The sequence below is a fragment of the Streptomyces sp. NRRL F-5755 genome (assembly GCF_001279365.1).
Classification (GTDB): Bacteria; Actinomycetota; Actinomycetes; order Streptomycetales; family Streptomycetaceae; genus Streptomyces; species Streptomyces rimosus.
Genome location: NZ_LGCW01000317.1, coordinates 1 through 18,424, shown reverse-complemented (window position 1 = coordinate 18,424; position 18,424 = coordinate 1). Strand labels below are relative to the sequence as shown.

Below are 18,424 nucleotides of genomic sequence, written 5' to 3'. Positions count from 1 at the left end.
CCCGCACCGGCGCACGAGGAGGAGCGCGGATCATGGTGAACGAATGGCAGCTGGCCGGCAACATCGCGGCCGGCCTGGGATTCGGAGCGGTCATCGGCCTGGAGCGGCAGTGGCGCGCCCGAATGGCGGGCCTGCGCACGAACGCGCTGGTCGCCGCCGGTGCCGCGCTCTTCGTCCTGCTCTCGCAGTACGGCTTCGCGGCGGCGACCAGCACCACGGGCTACGACGGATCGCGGGTCGCCGCGCAGATCGTCTCCGGCATCGGCTTCCTCGGCGCCGGCGTCATCATGCGCGACGGGCTGAACGTACGCGGCCTGAACACCGCGGCCACGCTCTGGTGCTCGGCCGCGGTCGGCGCCCTGGCGGGGACCGGGCTGTACGTGGTCGCGGCGCTCGGCACGGCCGGGGTGGTCGGCGCGAACCTGGTGCTGCGCCCGCTGGGCCGCCGGCTCGACCGGGAGCCCGGCGGCGGCGCCGAGGTCGCCACCGACTACTACTTCGAGGCGGTGTGCACCGAGCCCGAGGAAGCACACATCCGGGCGCTGGTCGTGCAGGCCGTCAGCCGTCCCGGCTTCCGGCTGCGGGCGGTGCACAGCCGGGACGACGGCGCCTCGCGGCAGGGCGACGGTACGCCCACGAAGGTCACCGTCGCCGCCGAGGTGACCACCGAGCGGCGCGACGACAGCCTCCTCGAAGAGGCCGTCAGCAGGCTCTCGCTGGAGCCCGCGGTGTCGGCGGTGAGCTGGACCGTGCTGAACCACCCGGACGGCGACGAGGAGGAATTCGACGGGGACTACGACAGGAGGCAGGGCGGGAATCCCGGTGCCGGCTACCGGGACCGGCCGCCCCGGAAAACCGGATGACGGCGGGCGGGGCCCGGGTTAGCGTCGCGGAGTGACCACGGATATCCGGGACATCCCCGAAGCGCACATCGACCGGGCTCTCGAACTCGCCGACCTCGCCTTCCACTCCAAGACCGGTGACGCCACCCGCAAGCGCCAGCGCGAGATGCTGCTGGACTGCGAGCGGGTGGGCGCGTACGACGGCGAGGAGATCGTCGGTTTCACCGCGGCGCACCGCCTCGGCCTTTCCGTGCCGGGCGGCGAACTGGCCGCCGCCGCACTGGACTTCGTATCGGTCGCACCCACCCACCGGCGGCGCGGCGTGCTCACCGCCATGATGGACGGGCTGTGGCGCCGCTGCGCCGCCGACCGCCGCCCGCTGGCCTGCCTGTGGGCGTCGGAGGACGCGATCTACGGCCGCTTCGGCTTCGGCCCGGCCACCGAGGCGTACAGCGTCGAGATCGACTCCAGCCGCCCCCTGGACCTGCGCATCACACCCGACCGGCGCCCGCTGCGGCTGCTCGGCCCCAAGGACGCGGTACCGGTGATCGCGCCGCTGTACGAGGCGAGCCGGGCGCGGCACGCCGGGCGGCTCGCCCGCGACGAGGCGTGGTGGCGGCGCTCGGTGCTCGCCCAGGACGATGACGACGATGACGACGACGGCCCCTCGCGCATCGTCGTCCTCGGTGACAAGGACGCGCCCGCCGCCGGGTACGTCATCTACCGGGCGGGGGAGAAGGGCACGGTCACCGTCGAGGAGATGGCGGCGGCCGACGCGCCCGCCGCCGCGGCACTCTGGACGTACCTCGCCTCCATCGACCTGACGCGCAAGGTGCGCGCCTGGGCGGTGGCCGCCGACGACCCGCTGCTGCTCTTCGCCGCCGACCGCGACCAGGTCCGCGTCACCGGCCAGTGGCCCGCGCTGTGGCTGCGGCTGGTGGACGTCGCCGAGGCGCTGACCGCCCGCTCGTGGGCCGCGCCCGTCGACCTGGTGCTGGAGGTGCGCGACGCCGCACTGCCCGCCAACGCCGGCCGCTTCCGCCTGACCGCGGACCGGTCCGGCGCCACGTACGAGCCCGCCGACGCCCCCGCCGACCTGGCCCTGGACGTACGGGACCTGGCCTCCTGCTACCTCGGCGGCACCCCGGTACGGCGGCTGGCGCGGGCCGGACTGGTGGAGGAACGTACGCCCGGCGCGGCCCGCCTGCTGGACGCCGCGCTGGAGACGGAGTATCTGCCGTTCACGGGCGAGGACTACTGAGAGGGCCGGGCGTCACACCGCTGAGCAGCGGCGCCGGGCTCAGCCGTCCCGCAGCAGAACGTGCAGCGGACGGGCGACCGCCTGCGCGGCGGGCCGGGTGAGATGCAGAGCCGTGTGGAAGCAGCCGTCGGTTTCCTTGCCGCGGGGGTCGTCGCCGGCCGCGGACACCGCGGCGACGGCGTACCGCTGCTCGTCGGCGTCGGTGAAGCGCCGTTGCGGATAGGTACGGGCGGTGTCCTTCTCCGTGGTCAGGCCCATCGAGGCCAGGCCGTCGGAGATGTTCCGGTAGGAGCCGGTACGCAGGACGAAGGCGGCCACCCACGGAGGCTCCCGCCTGCCCTCCAGCAGCGGACGGAAGGTACGGGCGGACAGGAAGCTCGCACCGCCCGTCACGGTGATCAGCCGGGTGCCACGGGTGGCCCGGTGCAGCGCCGGGCCGGGCGGTCCGTCCTCCAGGTTCTCGGCGAACCCCTCGTCGAGCAGGCCGGCGGCGCACCCGTAGGCGATGGCCGGCCCGGAGATGTCGAGGCCGATGACGGGCACGGCATCCGGGCGGCGGCGCGCCGCGTAGTACGCGCGGTCCGACTCGATCAGCTCGGCGGTCGTCAGGCGGGCTGCCTGCGGTGAGGTGTAGCGCTCGTACAGCTCCTCCAGCGTCACACGGTGGTTGAGCAGAGCCGCGTTGATGCCGTACGAGCAGCAGATGTCCAAAACCGTGGCCCGTGGCCCGCCATCCTGTCCGTCGGCCCGGCGCCCGGAAACGCCGGGAAGGCCGGCCAGAGGCAGGAGGCTGCGGAAGACCCGCTGGGCGTGATGGGGCGTCCGATACCCCAGCGCTCCCAAGGCGCCGAAGTACGCTCGCGGGTCCGGACGGCTGTAGATGTCATCGAAGCGGGTCATCTGCGTGGGCGTACCCGTGTGCTGGTATCGGGCCGTGGCCATCAGGGTGCCTCCCTATACGGATGGGGCAGGCTTAGCGCATGGTGCCGTCGGCGGGGAAGGCCGCCGGGCCCGCGTCGCCGGAGGGCCGACCGGCTCCCGCCCCCCCGCCCTCCGCGACAATGACCCCGTACGAATGGACGGGGGAGGGCGGCGTGGAGCTGCGGCAGGTGCGGTATTTCGTGGCGGTCGCGCAGGAGCTGCACTTCGGGCGGGCCGCCGAGCGGCTGCACATCGTGCAGTCGGCGGTCAGCCAGCAGGTGCGGCGGCTGGAGCGGGAGGTGGGCGCTGACCTGTTCGACCGGTCGGCGCGGCAGGTACGGCTCACGGCCGCCGGAGAACGGTTCCTGCCCGAGGCGCGGGCCCTGCTCGCCGCGGAGGAACGCGCGCTCGCCGTCGTCGCCGACCTCGTCGGCACCCGGCGCAGCACCCTGCGGCTCGGGACGAGCGCGGGCCTGGGCGACCACCTGGACCGGGTCCTGGACGCCCTGGCCCGTCTCGCCCCCGGCCTCCGCGTCCAGCTGGTCTCCGCGCCGACGCGCGAACGCCTGGACCGGGTGGCCAAGGGCGAACTGGACGCCGCGTTCGTACGGGGTGCGGGCAGCGATGGCGCGGACGGCCTGGATACGGACAGTGCCGGTACCGATGGCGTGCTCCGCCACGTACCGCTCTGGCCGGACCCGCTCGTCGCCGTCCTGCCCGCCGCGCACCCCCTCGCGGCTGCCGGGGCGGAGGATGCCGAGGGTGTGGACCTGGCCGACTTGGCCGCCGTACCGCTGCGGCTGACCGCCCGCCGCACCAACCCGGCCCTCGTGGACCGCGTGCTGACCGCCTGCCACGACGCGGGGTTCGAACCCGTACCCGTACCGGGCCCGCCGGCCGGATCGCTCCAGGACAATCTGGCCGTGATCGGTGCCGCCGGGTCCGCCCACCCCTCCTGGACCGTGGTGTACGCCGCGCACGCCCGCCAACTGCGGACCCGGCGCGTCGCCTTCCGCCCCTTCCGTACGCCCCTCACGCTGACCACCTCGCTGGCCGTGCACCGCACCGCGCCGCCCGCGTGCCTGGACGCACTGCTCACGGCGTGCGCGGCCGCCGCGCACGATCTCGATCCGTGATCGCAGCGAGCGCGGACTGCTTCTTGGTCACCGGGCCCGCTCCGGATGGACTGGAGGCATGCGGAAGAGGCGCCCGGAACGGCCGGGCGGCCGCCGCCGTGAGGGGAGTTCCGTCATGCCCGTCGTCACCGTTCAGCAGGGCCCGCGCAGCACCGAGCTCAAGCGCGAGCTGGTCCGGCAGATCACCGACGCGTTCGTGGACGCGCTGCACGTACCCGCCGAGAGCGTGCAGGTATGGATCCACGAGGTGCCCACCGACAGCTGGGGCTCGGCCGGGAAGCTGACCGCCGACAAGTAGGGGCGGGGCGGCCGGATGCGGCGGCGTGGCACGGTGGCCGGAAGTCACGGCACCGCGCGACGCCGCCGTTTGGCCGCCGTGCCCCCGGGCACCCGGCGACGTGTTGCGACTCCCGATCGTGCGAAGGAGCTCTCCATGACCGACATCTGGGGCTACCCCGCCTCCGCCGGGCACACGGCGGGCACGGACCTCGTCGGGTACAAGGTCGAGGCCACGGACGGCCATATCGGCAAGGTCGACAAGCACTCCGACGATGTGGGCTCCGCCTGGATCGTGGTGGACACCGGCGTCTGGATCTTCGGCAAGAGCGTGCTGCTGCCGGCCGGTGTCATCGCGTCGGTGGACACCGCCGAACGCAAGATCTTCGTCTCCCGCACCAAGGAAGAGATCAAGAACTCTCCGGAGTTCGACAAGGAGAAGCACCTCGGCAACCCCGACTACCACGAGCAGCTGGGGCGTTATTACCAGCCGCACCACAAGTGACACCACGCACCACACGCGGGTCCGGCCGGCCCGGCCGGACCCGCCGTCACGTGCCACGGGCTACGGCAGCACCCCCGCCCGCCGCGCCGCCACCACCGCCTGAAGGCGGGAATGCACGCCCAGTTTGCGCATGGCGGAGCGCAGGTAGCTCTTGACGGTTTCCGGGCGCAGGCCCAGCCGTTCCGCCGCCACGGCGTTGGTCGCGCCGGTGGCCACGCAGGCCAGGACGTCCACCTCGCGCGGCGCCAGCGGGACCGGGTCCTCCGTGCCGCGTTCGGGGGAGGACGCCGCCGCCAGCCGTCCGCAGGCCGTCAGCAGTTCCCGGCGCAGGGCCGGGTCCGCGATGCGCTGGGCCAGCGCGCGCAGCTCGCCGTGTGCCTCGCGTACCTCCTCCCACATCGACGGGTCGGCGGCGTCCGGCTGCCGGGTGACCGACAGGAGCCGCTGTGCCTCGTCCTGGAGCAGCAGGGCCTGTTCCAGTTCGCGGGCGGCGGCCATCGCGGCGGACAGTGAGCGGTCGCCGAGCTGTACGGGGTGCCGCAGTGCCCCGTACAGGACGCCGCGCACCCGGCGGCGCACCACGACCGGCACCGCGAGCACGGAGCACAGGCCCTCGGCCGCCACGGCCGCGTCGTACTCGTGGCTGATCACGGGGGAGGAGTGGTAGTCGGTCACCGCGAAGGGCCGGGTGAGGACCGCGGCCTTGCCGCCGAGGCCGTTGCCGTGCCGGATGGCCAGCCCGTGCAGCGCGGCGGATCTGGTGCCCGACAGTTCGCTGATGCGGTAGCGGCCGGTGCCGTACCGCAGCCCGCCGAACGCCACCGGCAGCCCGCTCGCCCGCCGCAGCCGCGACAGCGCCGCCCGTACGTCCACGGACCCGCCGGACTCTGACTCGACCCGCACGCCGAAACCTCCGCTTCCCCCCGTTCGGGGGTGGTGAGACCTGCGTCACTGATTACACGATGGCGGTAGGCGGTGCGGCAATGAGGAGGACACATGGCGGACACCGAAGAGACAGGTGTGATGGGCGGTACAGGTGGTAAGGGCGGTGTTGTGCCGGTTACGGGGGTGACGGGAGCGGCGGGTTCCTCGGGAGCCGGAGAGGGCGCCGCCGACGCCGGCCCGACCGCCGCGTTCCGCGCGGCCCGGGACTTCCTTCTGCGCCACCGCGAGGACTACGACGGCGCGCGCAAGGGCTTCACCTGGCCCCGGCCCGCGTACTTCAACTGGGCGCTGGACTGGTTCGACCGCATCGCCGACGGCAACGACCGCACCGCCCTGCACATCGTCGAGGAGGACGGCACCCACACCCGCCACACCTTCGACGCACTGCGCCGCCGCTCGAACCAGGCCGCCAACTGGCTGGCCGCGCAGGGCGTACGCGCCGACGACCGGATCGTGGTCATGCTCGGCAACCAGACCGAGCTGTGGGAGACCGCCCTCGCCGCGATGAAACTGCGCGCGGTGGTCATCCCCGCCACCCCGCTGCTCGGCCCGCTCGACCTCGCCGACCGCGTGCGGCGCGGCCGGGCCCGGCACGTGCTCGTACGGGGCGACGACATCGGCAAGTTCGCGGACGTACCCGGCGACTACACGCGGATCGCGGTCGGCGGCGGCGAGGAGGCAGCGGCGGCGGGCTGGCTCGCCTACGAGGACGCGTACTCCGCCGCCGAGACGTACGAGCCCACGGGGCCCACCCACGCCGACGACACCCTGATGCTCTACTTCACCTCCGGCACCACGGCCCGCCCCAAGCTGGTCGAGCACACCCACACCTCGTACCCCGTCGGTCACTTGGCGACGATGTACTGGATCGGCCTCAAACCCGGCGACGTCCACCTGAACATCTCCTCGCCGGGCTGGGCCAAGCACGCCTGGTCCAACCTCTTCGCCCCCTGGAACGCCGAGGCCACCGTCTTCATCCACAACTACACCCGCTTCGACGCGGCCCGGCTGATGGCCGAGATGGACCGGGCGGGCGTCACCAGCTTCTGCGCGCCGCCCACCGTCTGGCGGATGCTCATCCAGGCCGACCTGACGGCGCTGAAGAACCCGCCGCGCGAGATCGTCGCGGCCGGCGAGCCGCTCAACCCGGAGATCATCGAGCGGGTGCGGGAGGCGTGGGGCGTCACCATCCGGGACGGGTTCGGGCAGACCGAGACCGCCGTGCAGGTCGCCAACACCCCGGGGCAGCTCCTCAAACCGGGCTCCATGGGCCGCCCCCTGCCCGGCTTCGAGGTCGTGCTGCTGGACCCGGTCACCGGCGAGCCCGCCGACGAGGGCGAGATCGCCCTCGACCTGTCGGCCCGCCCGGTCGGCCTGACCACCGGCTACCACGGCGACCCGGACCGCACCGCCGAGGCGATGGCCGGCGGCTACTACCGCACCGGGGACATCGGCTCGCGCGACGCCGAGGGTTACATCACCTACGTCGGCCGGCGCGACGAGGTATTTAAATGCAGTGATTACAAGGTTTCACCCTTCGAGCTGGAGAGCGCACTCCTGGAACACGAAGCGGTGGCCGAGGCCGCCGTGGTGCCCGCGCCCGACCCCCTCCGGCTGGCCGTTCCCAAGGCGTATGTGGTGCTGGCGGCCGGCTGGGAACCTGGTCCCGAGACCGCGGCGGCGCTCTTCGCCCACTCCCGGGCGGTGCTCGCCCCGTACAAGCGCGTACGGCGGCTGGAGTTCGCGGACCTGCCCAAGACGGTCTCGGGCAAGATCCGTCGCGTGGAGCTGCGCGAGCGCACCGCCGAGGAGGGCGGGGGCGCCGCCGAGTACCGAGAGGAAGACCACCGATGACCGACATGAGCAGGCCGCCGGGCCACCCGCCGGGACCCCGGGAGAGCGCCGCGGCGGGTCACCACCTGGCGTACGCCCGGGGCGAGACCGGCCGGCCGCTGCTCGACCGCACCATCGGCGCCGACCTGGAGCGCGCGATCAGCCGCTTCGGCGACCGCGAGGCGCTGGTGGACGTGGCGGGCGGGCGCCGCTGGACGTACGCGGAGCTGGGGCGGGCGGTGGACGAGGTGGCGCTCGGCCTGCTGGCCAAGGGCGTGCGCAAGGGCGACCGGGTCGGCATCTGGGCGCCCAACTGCCCGGAATGGGTGCTGGTGCAGTACGCCACCGCCCGCATCGGCGCCATCATGGTCAACATCAATCCGGCCTACCGTGTGCACGAATTGGCGTATGTGCTCAAGCAGGCCGGGATGAGCGTGCTGGTCTCCGCCGTCGCCCACAAGTCCAGCGACTACCGGCGGATGATCGAGCAGGTGCGGGCCGAGAGCCGGGCGCTGCGCGATGTGATCTACATCGACGACCCGACCTGGGACGGGCTGCTGGCGGCGGGCGCGAAGGTGCCGCACGAGCGGCTGGCCGCCTGCGCGAAGGAGCTGTCGCCGCACGACCCGGTCAACATCCAGTACACCTCCGGCACCACCGGCTTCCCGAAGGGCGCCACCCTCTCCCACCACAACATCCTCAACAACGGCTTCTGGGTGGGCGAGACCGTCGGCTACACGGAACACGACCGGGTCTGTCTGCCGGTGCCCTTCTACCACTGCTTCGGCATGGTGATGGGCAACCTGGGGGCCACCTCGCACGGCGCCTGCATCGTCATCCCGGCGCCCGCCTTCGACGCGGCGGCCACCCTGCGCGCCGTCGAGCAGGAGCGCTGCACGTCCCTGTACGGCGTACCGACCATGTTCATCGCCGAACTGGACCACCCGGACTTCGCCACGTTCGACCTGTCGTCGCTGCGCACCGGGATCATGGCGGGCTCGCCGTGCCCCGAGGAGGTGATGCGGCGGGTCGTCTCCGAGATGCACATGGCCGAGGTCTCCATCTGCTACGGCATGACCGAGACCTCGCCGGTCTCCACGCAGACGCGGCGCGACGACGACCTGGCGCACCGCACCGGCACGGTGGGCCGGGTACTGCCGCACATCGAGGTCAAGGTGGTGGACCCGGCGACCGGCGCGACGGTGCCGCGCGGCGAGCCCGGCGAGCTGTGCACCCGCGGCTACAGCGTGATGCTGGGCTACTGGGAGGAGCCGGAGCGCACCGACGAGGCGATCGACGCGGAGCGCTGGATGCACACCGGTGACCTCGCGGTGATGAACGACGACGGCTATCTGCGCATCGTCGGCCGCATCAAGGACATGATCATCCGGGGTGGGGAGAACGTCTACCCGCGCGAGATCGAGGAGTTCCTCTACACCCACCCGAAGATCGCGGACGTGCAGGTGGTCGGCGTGCCGGACGCCAAGTACGGCGAGGAGATCGCCGCCTGCGTCATCCTGCGCGACCCCGCGGCCGGCCTCACCCGCGACGAGCTGGCCCGCTTCTGCCGCTCGCGGCTGGCGCACTACAAGGTCCCGCGCTACGTCCACGTCCTCGACGCCTTCCCGATGACCGTCAGCGGCAAGGTCCGCAAGATCGAGCTGCGGGAGCGGCTGGCGGAGCGGCTGGCGGCGGAGGCGGAGGCGACGGCGGAGCCGGTACGGCCGGCGGGCGGGGGCGCCGCGGGGCCGGTCGAGGCCGCCCAGACGTAAGAACCAGACGTAAGAAGCCGTCAGCAGCGGTACGGCCGGGCCGCGCGCCATGGGATCAGGCGCGGCCCGGCCAGTCCAGCACCAGCTGCTGGGCGCGCGGCAGCCGTGCCACGATCAGGTCGTACGAATCCTCGATCATGTCCAGGACGAGCCGGTCGTCCAGCGCCCCCGCCAGCGAGACGGTGTTCCAGTGCCGCTTGTTGAGGTGGTAGCCCGGCACGATCTCGGGGTGCGCGGCGCGCAGCCGTTCGGCCAGTTCCGGGTCGCACTTCAGGCTCACGGTCAGCGGCACGGCGTCCAGGGTGGCCAGCGCGAAGATCTTCCCGCCGACCTTGAACGTGGACACCTCCGGGTGCCGGGGAAACGGGAACTCCTCGACCGCCCCGTTGAAGTCCAGACAGACGGCCCGCAGCCGCTTGGCATCGAACATGCAGGCATTATGGCGCGCCACCGGTCCCGGCCCCCGGGCGGTGCCGACGCACCGCTAGACCGGCGCGGGCGGCAGTGGTACGGCCGTCAGAACGGCGGAAACCAGCACCACCGCCGCCAGCGCCACCAGCTCCGCACGGGCCGGCCGGGTGGCCGCGCCCGGCACGGCCGCCTCCCGCCGCAGCCGCCCGCGCGCGGCCAGCGCCAGCCCGCTCACGACCAGGACGAGGACCAGCTTGGCCAGCAGCACACGCCCGTACCCCGAGGCGAACGCCTCCGCGAGCGGCAGCCGGCGCAGCGTGCTGCACACGCCGGTCGCGGTGATCGCGGCGAACAGCAGCGCCGCGGGACGCGCGTACCGCGTCAGCAACTCGCGCCCGGCCGCCGCGTCGTGCCGCCACCGCCACCGCGTCCGCAGCACGTGCAGCAGCCCGCCGGTCCACAGCGCGGTCGCCGTCAGGTGCACCAGGGTGAGGGCCGTGCCGATCTCCGGGGTGTACGGCTCGGGGTGGGCCCGCAGCGCCTCGCCGAACACGATGGCCGCCAGCGGCACGGCCGCCCACCCCGGGCGTCTGGAGGCGGCGCACAGGGCGGCCAGCAGGAAGGCGTTGGCCTCCAGGAGCGCGAGCAGGCCCGGCCGGGTTGCGTACGCCTCGACGAGGGCGGGCCCGGACAGCCCCGCCACCGGCGAGCCGCTCCCCGCCACCAGCAGCAACTGCCCCACGGCCGCCGCCACCCCCGCCCACGCGGCCCGCACCGCCCACGACCGCGGCAGCCCCGCCGACGCCCCGGCCACCCGCCGCGCCAGCCGCGCCCCCGCCAACTCCCCGACGTGCACGCACAGCGCGGCCAGCAGCACCGCCCGCAGCAGCGCGGTGGCCCCGTCCCCGGGTAACCGGATCTCGTACGACTCGTCGACCACGAGCCCCGTACCGAACACGGGCACGAGGACGGCGACGGCGACGGACGCGGCCACGGCGAGGGCGCGCCGGCCGGGAGAGAGGCGGGCCGTCGCCGTGGCGGATTGCTCGCCGAGATCCCCGAAACCGGGGCGGGAAGGGGGCCGGGACGCCGGTTGCGGTGGCTTCATCCGGCGATCGTCCCTGGCGGCCGGAACACCGGCAAGCCGGGTGCCCGCGCAGGTCACACAACCAGGCCACCGGCCCGTGCGCCGTACGCGGTGCCGGCCGCCGGTCCTCAGCCGTCCCGGCGCATACACACCCGCTGCCACCGGTCCAGGCCCAGTTCGCCCTCCCGGCGGCGGATCTCCCGCAGACCGGGCGTCAGTTCGGCCTCGGCGAGGACACGGAAGCCGATACGGGCGTAGTACGGGGCGTTCCACGGAACGTCCGCGAACGTCGTCAGGGTCAGCGCCGGAAGCCCGCTGTCCTGCCACGCCCGCTCGATGAGCGCCCGGCCGAGGCCGCGGCGGGCGGCGTCCGGGTGGACCGAGACCTGCTCGATGTGGGCGCAGCCGTCGACCGGCTCCCACAGCAGATAGGCGAGCGGCGCGCCGTCCGCAGCGCCGTCATCGGCGACCAGGGCCCGTCCCGCCTGCTGATAGCGGGTCAGTTCCGCGGGCGACGGCGGTTCGTCGTCCGCGATCAGGTCCATGCCCACGGCGCGGAAAGCCTCCCCGGCCGCGCGCTCGATGGCGCGCAGCGCGGGGAGGTCGCCGGGGGCGGCCGGACGGAGGGCGGGGTCGGGGCGGGTGCCGGATGCCTTCATGGCAGCACCGTCGCAGGTCGCGCGGCGTACGGCAGCCGGTTTTCCGGGTACGGGCGCCGGGTCAGGCGGTACGGCCCTCCACGGCGTCCGCGTACGTACGGGCCAGTTCGGCGGCCGGGGTGCCCGCGGACGGGTCCATGCCCAGCCGCTCCAGGGTCTCGCTGACCCAGCCGGGGCTGACGGCGGTGAGCCGCAGCCCGCGGGGCATCTCGGGCGCCGCGGCCTGCGCGAAGGCGTCCAGCCCCGTGTTCACCAGCGCGGTGAACGCGCCGCCCGGCGTGGGTTCGTCGAACCGTCCGCTGGTGAGCACGACCGCCCCGCCGTCCTGGAGGTGGTGCAGCGCGCGCCGGGTCAGCTGCACCTGCCCGAGCAGCTTGCCGTGCAGGCCACGGGTGAATTCGGCGTCGGAAGGCTCGTCCAGCGGCGTCAGCCGGCCGCTGGCCGCGCAGCAGATCACCGCGTCCGCGCCGCGCACGGCCGAGTCCTCGAACAGCGCGTCCACGGACGCCGGATCCTCCATGTCCACCCGTACCGGTCCGCGCCGCGAGGCCCGTACGACCGTGTGCCCGCGCCCCTCCAGTTCGTCGGCGACCGCGCTTCCGATGACCCCGCTCGCTCCGATGACGATCACCTTCATACGGGCCTCAGCTCCTCGTCCCTGTGGTCGGCCGTCACGGCCGGACACAACCGCCGGAGCGGCCGTTTCCTTCCCGGCCGGACGGCTCAGTGGCGTACGAGCCGGCCCGCCGACCGCCCCGCGAAGAACAGCAGTCCGGCCGTCAACACCAGTGCCATGACGCCCGCTTGGAGCACCGACCGTGCGTCCGGCCCGTGGGCCAGGGCCGGGTTCAGGACGAGGGTCAGGCCGGTGACCGACACCAGCGGACCGGCGGCGTACCAGGCGGCGAACAGGAACGGGCCGGGGCCGCCCATCGGTGTGGCGCCGCCGACGAACAGCAGGTCCGTGCGGGCCGGGCCACGGCAGGCGCCGAAGACCGCCGCCGCGGCGAACGGTGCCGCGCACAGCGGCATCAGCAGCAGCGCCCACCCGGCACCGGCGAGCGCGTACGGTACGGCCGCCAGCAGGCCCAGCAGCGCGCCGAGCACCGCCGGCACGATGGCGTGGTGCAGCATCAGCGTCCGCAGCCGGAACGGTGACCAGGCGGCGCGTCGCGCGTCGTCCGTCTCCAGGCGGGCGGGTTCGGCGAGGGCGCCGACCGCGGCGTATCCGCACAGCAGCCCTACGGCCAGGCCGAGCACACGCCGCTCGGCGACCGGCCCGGCACCGAGACCCACCGCGGCGGCCGCGGCCGCCGTCCAGGCGACCGCCCGCCCCAGCCGCCCCGGCATGCGCAGCAGGGCCAGCAGATCGCGCCACACCACGATCAGGTACCGGTGCGGCGGCGACGGCAGCCGCACCCGGCGCTTGGGCGCGTCGCCGCCCGCCTCCAGGACGGCCAGTTTCGCGGCCCGCAGCTCCAGGGCGAACACTCCGGACGTGACGGCCGAGGCCGTCGCCGCGCGGCCCCGCAGCTGGGCGTTGGGTACGTACGCGGCGTCCCGGTGCGCGTACCCGGCCGCGGCGGCGGTGACGGCCGCGAGGAGTACGAGCGCGACGGGCCAGCCCGGAGCCCGCCCGCCGGTGATCGCCACCACCGGCTGTGCCGCCCAGCCCCACGGGCCGGACCACAGTTCGGCCCACTCCAGAGGCGCCCAGCGATGGCCGCCGAAGGCCAGTGCCGTCTGACCGGCCGCCAGCGCCAGAAGGAGGGCGGCAGGCGCGGTCAGCCGCCGTACGAGATGTGCTGACTGTGACCTGCGCTCGACCGCCATGCCCAGCGATACGGCCAGCAGCGGCAGGCAGACCCCGGCCGGGAGCAGCGCGGCCAGCGCAGCGCCGAAGGAGGCCAGGCCGGTGACGTGCAGGACGACGGCCGCGGCCGTCGCGGCGAGCGCACCCGCGGACATCGCCAGTACGGCGGACATCCGGAAGGCGGGCCGCAGCACCGCGCCGCGCCGTACGGGCTGTGCCAGCAGCCACCCGGCGGACGGCCCGGACACGACCACCGGCCCGCGCCACAGCGCGTCGCGGGCGGCGAGCACGGCCAGCGCGAGGGCGACGACGACGAAGGCGCCCGGCAGGGTGCGCTGGAGGTCCGCGCCGAGGCTGCCGTGGTCCGCGCCGATCTTCAGCGACTGCAGGAAACGGTAGGCGTAGCCGCCGCCGTAGCCGAGGACGGCGAGCACCACGCAGTACGCGAGGACGGCACGGTCGCGGCGGCGCTGCCGCTGGTGCGCCCGGCGCTTGTCGCGCAGCCAGCGCAGCGTCTCGGCGGTGCGGTCGTCCTCCTCCTCGGTCCAGACGGCCGGGCCGGCGGTCTCCTCCTCCGCGTGCGGGACCGTCTCCGTACCGTGCGCCCTCATGAGCGCACACCCAGCTTGCGCAGCACCTCCGCCGGAGTGCCCTGCTCGATCACCCGGCCGTCCTCCAGCGCGATCATGTGGTCGGCGACCTCCTCGGCCAGCTCGGCCTGGTGCGTGGCGAGCAGGACGGCCACGCCGTCCTCCTTCTCGGCAACCAGGAGGGCGGCCAGGCGCGCGCGGGCGCCGGGGTCGAGCCGCTGTTCCGGTTCGTCCAGGACGAGCAGGTCACGCGGCCGTACCAGCGCGGCGGCCAGCAGCAGCGACTGCAGCTGACCGGAAGAAAGCGCGTTGGGCAGCGCGTCGGCGTGGTCGGCCAGCCGCCGGTCGGCGAGCACCTGGTCGATCCAGGCCGGGGCGTCGTCCACCGCGTGCGCGACCGTGACGAGTTCGAGGTGTTCGCGGACGGTGAGGTCCGGGTAGCAGGCCACGCTGTCGCCGACCACCGCGACCCGCGCCCGCACCTCCGGGTCGTCCTCGGCGACCGTACGGCCCGCGAACAGCGCCCGGCCGCCGGTCGGCGCGTCCCGGCCGCACGCGATGCGCAGCAGCGTGGACTTGCCGGACCCGTTGTGCCCGAACAGCGCGGTGCAGCGGCCCGCGGCCAGGTCGTGGTCGATCGGGTGCAGGGCCTGCCGGTCGCCGTAGCGACGGCTGACACCGCGCAGTTGCAGCAGCGCGTCCGCGCCGTTCCTGGCCGTCATCAAGCTTCTCCGTACGCTGGTCGGGGACCCACCGACCCTAACCAGCGCCGCCGCGACGGCCGGCCGCCGCCCCTACCGGCCCGTGGCGCCGTCCCTGATCAGCTCGTCGGCCGGGTCGTTGACCGGCTGCGGGGTACCGGTGAGATCCATGACGAACAGCGGGAGGTGCAGTTCGTCGGCGCGGGCGCGGGCGTCGCGGGAGTAGCCCGCCAGGGAGAAGCAGACCGCGATCGCGGAGTCGTTGAGGCCGTTGAGCCATAGACACTCGATCTCCCGCAGCTTGGTCGCCCGGGTCGTCGGGTCCACCTGGGCCACCACACCGGTGCCGCGCAGGTCCACCCCGGACGCGCTGCGCTCCTGCGCCGCCAGCACATCGGTGAACCCGAGCCACTTCAGGTACTGGGCGGCAGCGGTGACACAGTCGCGGGCCGTACGAATGGTGACGGGGCGGAAGGCGGGCCGCAGCACCGGCGGCGGTCCGGGCGAGGACGCGAGGGAACTGCCGGGCGCCGGCGGATTCGGCGGGGGCGGCGTCGGTACGGGCACGACGGGAACGCGCACCACCGTGCCGCACACACAGCCCGACTCCGGCGCCGGCCACTCATCCAGCCGCCCGCAGGTGTCGCAGCGCACCTCCACCCAGGAGCTCTGCCACGTACGATGCACGATCTCCACCGGCACACCGCCACGCAGCACCGGCAGGGTCAGCGGCGCCCCGCAGGCGCACGGGAACGTGGGCGGGGTGAAAGCGTTCTCGCGGCGGCACGTCGGGCAGCGCACCGGCACGCTGTCGGCCATGGTCGGCTCCCGGCAGGTAGGTCGGCAGACAGGTTCCGTTGCCGTCCATGGTCCCCCGGCGGGCGTTGGGGGGAGACTCACGGTGGGAGGCCGACCATACCGCAGGGATATGCACGCGGGTTCGGCTTTCGCCCGGATCATACGGACACCGGGCGTGGTTCCGCCCGCACCGGCGCCGTGGTGGTGCCGCCCGGCGGCACGGGAGTCGGGCGCGACAGGACGGTCGCGCCGCCGGGCGGGGTTCGGGGGAGTGCCGTGCCGGCCGGCCACCCCTCAGCGGACCGGCCGGCACGGGCGCGCGCAGGGCCGGACCTCCCGTCGGGCCCTCGCGCCGACCGGGGACTCAGTCCTCGCGCAGTTCGCGGACCTTCGCCTCGACGCGCTTGCCGTACTCCGGGTCGGCGGCGTGGAAGTGGGCGAGGTTCTTCTCGACCACGTCGTCCCGCGAGACCTGCGCCAGGCCGCCCGCGATGTTCGTCACCAGGCGGTTCTTCTCGTCCTCGGACATCAGCCGGTACAGCTCGCCGGCCTGGAAGAAGTCGTCGTCCTTGGGGTGCGCCGGGGCCGCGTGGGTGCCGGTGTGGCCGGTGAGCGCGAACGGCGCGGCCAGCGGCTGGTCCGACTGCACGGGCCCGTCGTAGGAGTTGGGCTCGTAGTTCTTGGCGTGCCGACCGTAGGCGTTGGCGGCCATCAGGCCGTCCCGGCCGTAGTTGTTCGCCACGGTCGCCTTCGGCGCGTTGACCGGCAGCTGGGTGTGGTTGACGCCCAGGCGGTAGCGGTGCGCGTCGGCGTAGGCGAACAGCCGGCCCTGGAGCATCTTGTCCGGGGACGGGCCGATGCCGGGCACGAAGTTGTTGGGCGAGAACGCGGCCTGCTCGACCTCGGCGAAGACGTTGTCCGGGTTGCGGTCGAGGACCATCCGGCCGACGCGCCGGAGCGGGTAGTCGGTGTGCGGCCACACCTTCGTCAGATCGAACGGGTTGAAGCGGTAGTCCGCCGCCTCGGCCGCCGGCATGACCTGCACATACAGCGTCCAGGACGGGTACACGCCGCGCTCGATGGACTGCAGCAGGTCGGTCTGGTGGCTGTTGGGGTCCTTGCCCGCCAGCTCGGCGGCCTGGTCGCTGCTCAGGCAGCGGACGCCCTGGTTGGTCTTGAAGTGGTACTTGACGAAGAAGCCCTCGCCGTCGGCGTTCGTCCACTGGTACGTGTGCGAGCCGTAGCCGTTCATGTGCCGGTAGGAGGCCGGGATGCCGCGGTCGCCCATCAGCCAGGTGACCTGGTGGGTGGCCTCGGGGGAGTGGGCCCAGAAGTCCCAGACGTTGTCCGGCTCCTGCTTGCCGGTGAACGGGTCGCGCTTCTGCGAGTGGATGAAGTCCGGGAACTTCAGCGGGTCCTTGATGAAGAAGACCGGGGTGTTGTTGCCGACGAGGTCGTAATTGCCCTCCTCGGTGTAGAACTTGACCGCGAAGCCGCGCGGGTCACGGGCGGCGTCCGGGCCGCCGAGGCTGTCGGCGACGGTCGAGAAGCGGATGAACAGGTCGGTGCGGCGGCCGACCGCGCTCAGGAAGTCCGCGCGGGTGAAGGCGGTGACGTCGTCGGTCACCTCGAAGTACCCGTACGCGCCCGAGCCGCGGGCGTGCACCACCCGCTCCGGGATGCGCTCTCGGTTGAAGCGGGCCAGCTTCTCCAGGAGGTGCTGGTCCTGGAGGAGCAGCGGGCCACCGACGCCGGCGGTGGCGGAGTTCTGGTTGTCGGCGATCGGGGCGCCGGCTTCCGTGGTGAGACGGCGCGTCGTCGTGGGCTTCGGCATGGTGACCTTCCGTACGAGAGCGCGGAAGTCGGCTTCCGCATGTTGGAGCGTAGGGAGCACCCCCACCATCGTCAACACTTTGTTGAAAAGTTGCGGGGTGGTGCTCGGACGGGTCGGAGAGCGGCATTTCGGGCGCGCTCGGAGGGTCTCCCGGCGGCGGCGCCTGGGCGCGACAGGACAGGTGTCGGCGCCGCCGCCGGGAAGTCTTCAGGGGGCCCGGGCTCTTACGCCTCGGGCGAGGGATGCGCGGTGGCCAGCAGCAGGACCGGCCGCGCGGTGGTCACGGCCTCCTTGCGGGCCCAAGTGACCGCCGAGCGCAGGGCGTCGGGGTCGTCCACCCGGTGCGCCGAGCAGCCGTACGCCCGCATCAGCTCCAGCGACCGCCTGCCGCTGGGATCATCGGGCCCGACCGCGGCCAGCACGAACGGCACGTCGTGCAGCACCGCGAACGCCAACGCGTCGGTGGCACGCGGCAGTTCTTGTACGTGGACGAGTGTGACGACCGTGGTGTCCCGGCGGCCCAGGGCGTCCAGGGCCACCCGTACGCCGATCGTGACCGGTACTTGGCGGCCGGGCGGCCCGTTCCCGCCGCACACCACGTACCGCCGCGCGCGGTGCGACGACGACCGGTGCGGGTCGCCGCAGAGCCGGCGAAGACCGGCGTCGGTGACGATGCACGCGTCCGGGCCGACGGCTTCGTCGATGACCCGACAGGCCGTCAAACGGTGTGGCCGGAGAGGCGTTCGACGCCGCGCAGGAGGGCGGAGTGGTCGAGGCCGCCGTCGCCCTGGGCGCGCAGGGCCGCGATCAGGGAGGCGACGAGGGTGCCGGTGGGCAGGGCGGCGCCGACGGCGCGGGCGGCGTCGGTGACGATGCCCATGTCCTTGTGGTGCAGGTCGATGCGGAAACCCGGCGCGAAGTCGCGGTTCAGGAAGTTGTCCTTCTTACGGGTCAGCACGGTCGAGCCGGCCAGCCCGCCGTTGAGGACGTCGAGGGCGGCGGACAGGTCGACGCCGGACTTCTCCAGGAAGACGACGGCT

19 protein-coding genes are annotated in these 18,424 nt (G+C 73.6%); 7 read left to right on the top strand and 12 right to left on the bottom strand.

Annotated elements, in window-relative coordinates; all coding sequences use genetic code 11:
• Positions 1-32: 32 nt before the first annotated feature.
• The gene (locus ADK86_RS37835) at positions 33-863 is read left to right on the top strand and encodes an MgtC/SapB family protein (RefSeq protein WP_053700705.1); all 831 of its coding nucleotides are present in this window, start codon (positions 33-35) and stop codon (positions 861-863) included.
• 31 nt (positions 864-894) lie between these two features.
• Positions 895-2,103 carry a GNAT family N-acetyltransferase gene (locus ADK86_RS37830; RefSeq protein ID WP_053700704.1) on the top strand — a complete coding sequence of 403 codons (1,209 nt, stop codon included), beginning with the start codon at positions 895-897 and terminating at the stop codon, positions 2,101-2,103.
• A gap of 39 nt (positions 2,104-2,142) precedes the next feature.
• Here the strand turns inward: ADK86_RS37830 and ADK86_RS37825 are convergent, their stop codons facing one another.
• The gene (locus ADK86_RS37825; RefSeq protein ID WP_234346307.1) at positions 2,143-3,045 is read right to left on the bottom strand and encodes a hypothetical protein; all 903 of its coding nucleotides are present in this window, start codon (positions 3,043-3,045) and stop codon (positions 2,143-2,145) included.
• 152 nt (positions 3,046-3,197) lie between these two features.
• On the opposite strand from ADK86_RS37825, the gene ADK86_RS37820 reads away from it, so the two are divergent.
• From ADK86_RS37820 to ADK86_RS37810, 3 genes are all read left to right on the top strand, one after another.
• Positions 3,198-4,160, top strand: a complete 963-nt coding sequence (locus tag ADK86_RS37820; RefSeq protein WP_053700703.1) for a LysR family transcriptional regulator — start codon at positions 3,198-3,200, stop codon at positions 4,158-4,160.
• A gap of 115 nt (positions 4,161-4,275) precedes the next feature.
• Positions 4,276-4,458: a 4-oxalocrotonate tautomerase DmpI gene (dmpI, locus tag ADK86_RS37815; protein WP_003984274.1), complete on the top strand. Its 183-nt coding sequence runs from the start codon at positions 4,276-4,278 to the stop codon at positions 4,456-4,458.
• A gap of 135 nt (positions 4,459-4,593) precedes the next feature.
• Positions 4,594-4,941 carry a PRC-barrel domain-containing protein gene (locus ADK86_RS37810; protein WP_053700702.1) on the top strand — a complete coding sequence of 116 codons (348 nt, stop codon included), beginning with the start codon at positions 4,594-4,596 and terminating at the stop codon, positions 4,939-4,941.
• Positions 4,942-5,001: 60 nt separating this feature from the next.
• On the opposite strand, the gene ADK86_RS37805 is transcribed toward ADK86_RS37810, so the two are convergent.
• Entirely contained in the window at positions 5,002-5,844 is an 843-nt protein-coding gene (locus ADK86_RS37805) for a helix-turn-helix domain-containing protein (protein WP_053700701.1), read from the bottom strand.
• A 93-nt stretch (positions 5,845-5,937) separates the two neighbouring features.
• Between ADK86_RS37805 and ADK86_RS37800 the strand changes: the two genes are divergently transcribed.
• Both ADK86_RS37800 and ADK86_RS37795 read left to right on the top strand, forming a co-directional pair.
• Complete coding sequence (locus ADK86_RS37800) at positions 5,938-7,740, top strand: AMP-binding protein (protein WP_234346305.1); 1,803 nt, start codon at positions 5,938-5,940, stop codon at positions 7,738-7,740.
• Positions 7,741-7,745: 5 nt separating this feature from the next.
• Complete coding sequence (locus ADK86_RS37795; protein ID WP_053700770.1) at positions 7,746-9,491, top strand: AMP-binding protein; 1,746 nt, start codon at positions 7,746-7,748, stop codon at positions 9,489-9,491.
• Positions 9,492-9,546: 55 nt separating this feature from the next.
• Here the strand turns inward: ADK86_RS37795 and ADK86_RS37790 are convergent, their stop codons facing one another.
• From ADK86_RS37790 to ADK86_RS37745, 10 genes are all read right to left on the bottom strand, one after another.
• On the bottom strand, positions 9,547-9,921 hold the full coding sequence (locus tag ADK86_RS37790; RefSeq protein ID WP_030375273.1) for an MmcQ/YjbR family DNA-binding protein: 375 nt from the start codon (positions 9,919-9,921) through the stop codon (positions 9,547-9,549).
• 54 nt (positions 9,922-9,975) lie between these two features.
• Positions 9,976-11,010: a CopD family protein gene (locus ADK86_RS37785; protein WP_053700700.1), complete on the bottom strand. Its 1,035-nt coding sequence runs from the start codon at positions 11,008-11,010 to the stop codon at positions 9,976-9,978.
• Positions 11,011-11,117: 107 nt separating this feature from the next.
• A complete protein-coding gene (locus ADK86_RS37780) occupies positions 11,118-11,648 on the bottom strand; it encodes a GNAT family N-acetyltransferase (protein ID WP_053700699.1) in 531 nt (176 codons plus the stop codon).
• Between the two features lie 61 nt (positions 11,649-11,709).
• Positions 11,710-12,285, bottom strand: coding sequence for a short chain dehydrogenase (locus tag ADK86_RS37775; RefSeq protein ID WP_053700698.1), 576 nt, complete (start codon positions 12,283-12,285; stop codon positions 11,710-11,712).
• An 86-nt stretch (positions 12,286-12,371) separates the two neighbouring features.
• Positions 12,372-14,072 (bottom strand): DUF6297 family protein, encoded by a 1,701-nt coding sequence (locus tag ADK86_RS37770; protein ID WP_053700697.1) that lies wholly within the window; start codon positions 14,070-14,072, stop codon positions 12,372-12,374.
• The gene (locus tag ADK86_RS37765) at positions 14,069-14,773 is read right to left on the bottom strand and encodes an ABC transporter ATP-binding protein (protein ID WP_003987113.1); all 705 of its coding nucleotides are present in this window, start codon (positions 14,771-14,773) and stop codon (positions 14,069-14,071) included. The genes ADK86_RS37770 and ADK86_RS37765 overlap by 4 nt, the downstream gene beginning before the upstream one ends.
• Before the next feature lie 72 nt (positions 14,774-14,845).
• Positions 14,846-15,571, bottom strand: a complete 726-nt coding sequence (locus tag ADK86_RS37760) for a hypothetical protein (protein ID WP_053700696.1) — start codon at positions 15,569-15,571, stop codon at positions 14,846-14,848.
• A 343-nt stretch (positions 15,572-15,914) separates the two neighbouring features.
• A complete protein-coding gene (locus ADK86_RS37755) occupies positions 15,915-17,384 on the bottom strand; it encodes a catalase (protein WP_053700695.1) in 1,470 nt (489 codons plus the stop codon).
• 224 nt (positions 17,385-17,608) lie between these two features.
• Positions 17,609-18,106: a hypothetical protein gene (locus ADK86_RS37750; protein WP_053700694.1), complete on the bottom strand. Its 498-nt coding sequence runs from the start codon at positions 18,104-18,106 to the stop codon at positions 17,609-17,611.
• Positions 18,103-18,424 (bottom strand): NAD-binding protein (locus ADK86_RS37745; protein WP_159394060.1); only part of this gene is annotated, 322 nt, incomplete at its 5' end. The genes ADK86_RS37750 and ADK86_RS37745, both read right to left, overlap by 4 nt.

Bases quoted from the DNA above. Each gene is read 5' to 3' on its own strand.
- ADK86_RS37785 (WP_053700700.1), bottom strand. From the start codon at position 11,010: ATGAAGCCACCGCAACCGGCGTCCCGGCCCCCTTCCCGCCCCGGTTTC.
- ADK86_RS37775 (WP_053700698.1), bottom strand. From the start codon at position 12,285: ATGAAGGTGATCGTCATCGGAGCGAGCGGGGTCATCGGAAGCGCGGTC.
- ADK86_RS37765 (WP_003987113.1), bottom strand. From the start codon at position 14,773: ATGACGGCCAGGAACGGCGCGGACGCGCTGCTGCAACTGCGCGGTGTC.
- ADK86_RS37770 (WP_053700697.1), bottom strand. From the start codon at position 14,072: ATGAGGGCGCACGGTACGGAGACGGTCCCGCACGCGGAGGAGGAGACC.
- ADK86_RS37800 (WP_234346305.1), top strand. From the start codon at position 5,938: ATGGCGGACACCGAAGAGACAGGTGTGATGGGCGGTACAGGTGGTAAG.
- ADK86_RS37760 (WP_053700696.1), bottom strand. From the start codon at position 15,571: ATGGCCGACAGCGTGCCGGTGCGCTGCCCGACGTGCCGCCGCGAGAAC.
- ADK86_RS37780 (WP_053700699.1), bottom strand. From the start codon at position 11,648: ATGAAGGCATCCGGCACCCGCCCCGACCCCGCCCTCCGTCCGGCCGCC.
- dmpI (WP_003984274.1), top strand. From the start codon at position 4,276: ATGCCCGTCGTCACCGTTCAGCAGGGCCCGCGCAGCACCGAGCTCAAG.
- ADK86_RS37825 (WP_234346307.1), bottom strand. From the start codon at position 3,045: ATGGCCACGGCCCGATACCAGCACACGGGTACGCCCACGCAGATGACC.
- ADK86_RS37835 (WP_053700705.1), top strand. From the start codon at position 33: ATGGTGAACGAATGGCAGCTGGCCGGCAACATCGCGGCCGGCCTGGGA.
- ADK86_RS37795 (WP_053700770.1), top strand. From the start codon at position 7,746: ATGAGCAGGCCGCCGGGCCACCCGCCGGGACCCCGGGAGAGCGCCGCG.
- ADK86_RS37810 (WP_053700702.1), top strand. From the start codon at position 4,594: ATGACCGACATCTGGGGCTACCCCGCCTCCGCCGGGCACACGGCGGGC.
- ADK86_RS37755 (WP_053700695.1), bottom strand. From the start codon at position 17,384: ATGCCGAAGCCCACGACGACGCGCCGTCTCACCACGGAAGCCGGCGCC.
- ADK86_RS37790 (WP_030375273.1), bottom strand. From the start codon at position 9,921: ATGTTCGATGCCAAGCGGCTGCGGGCCGTCTGTCTGGACTTCAACGGG.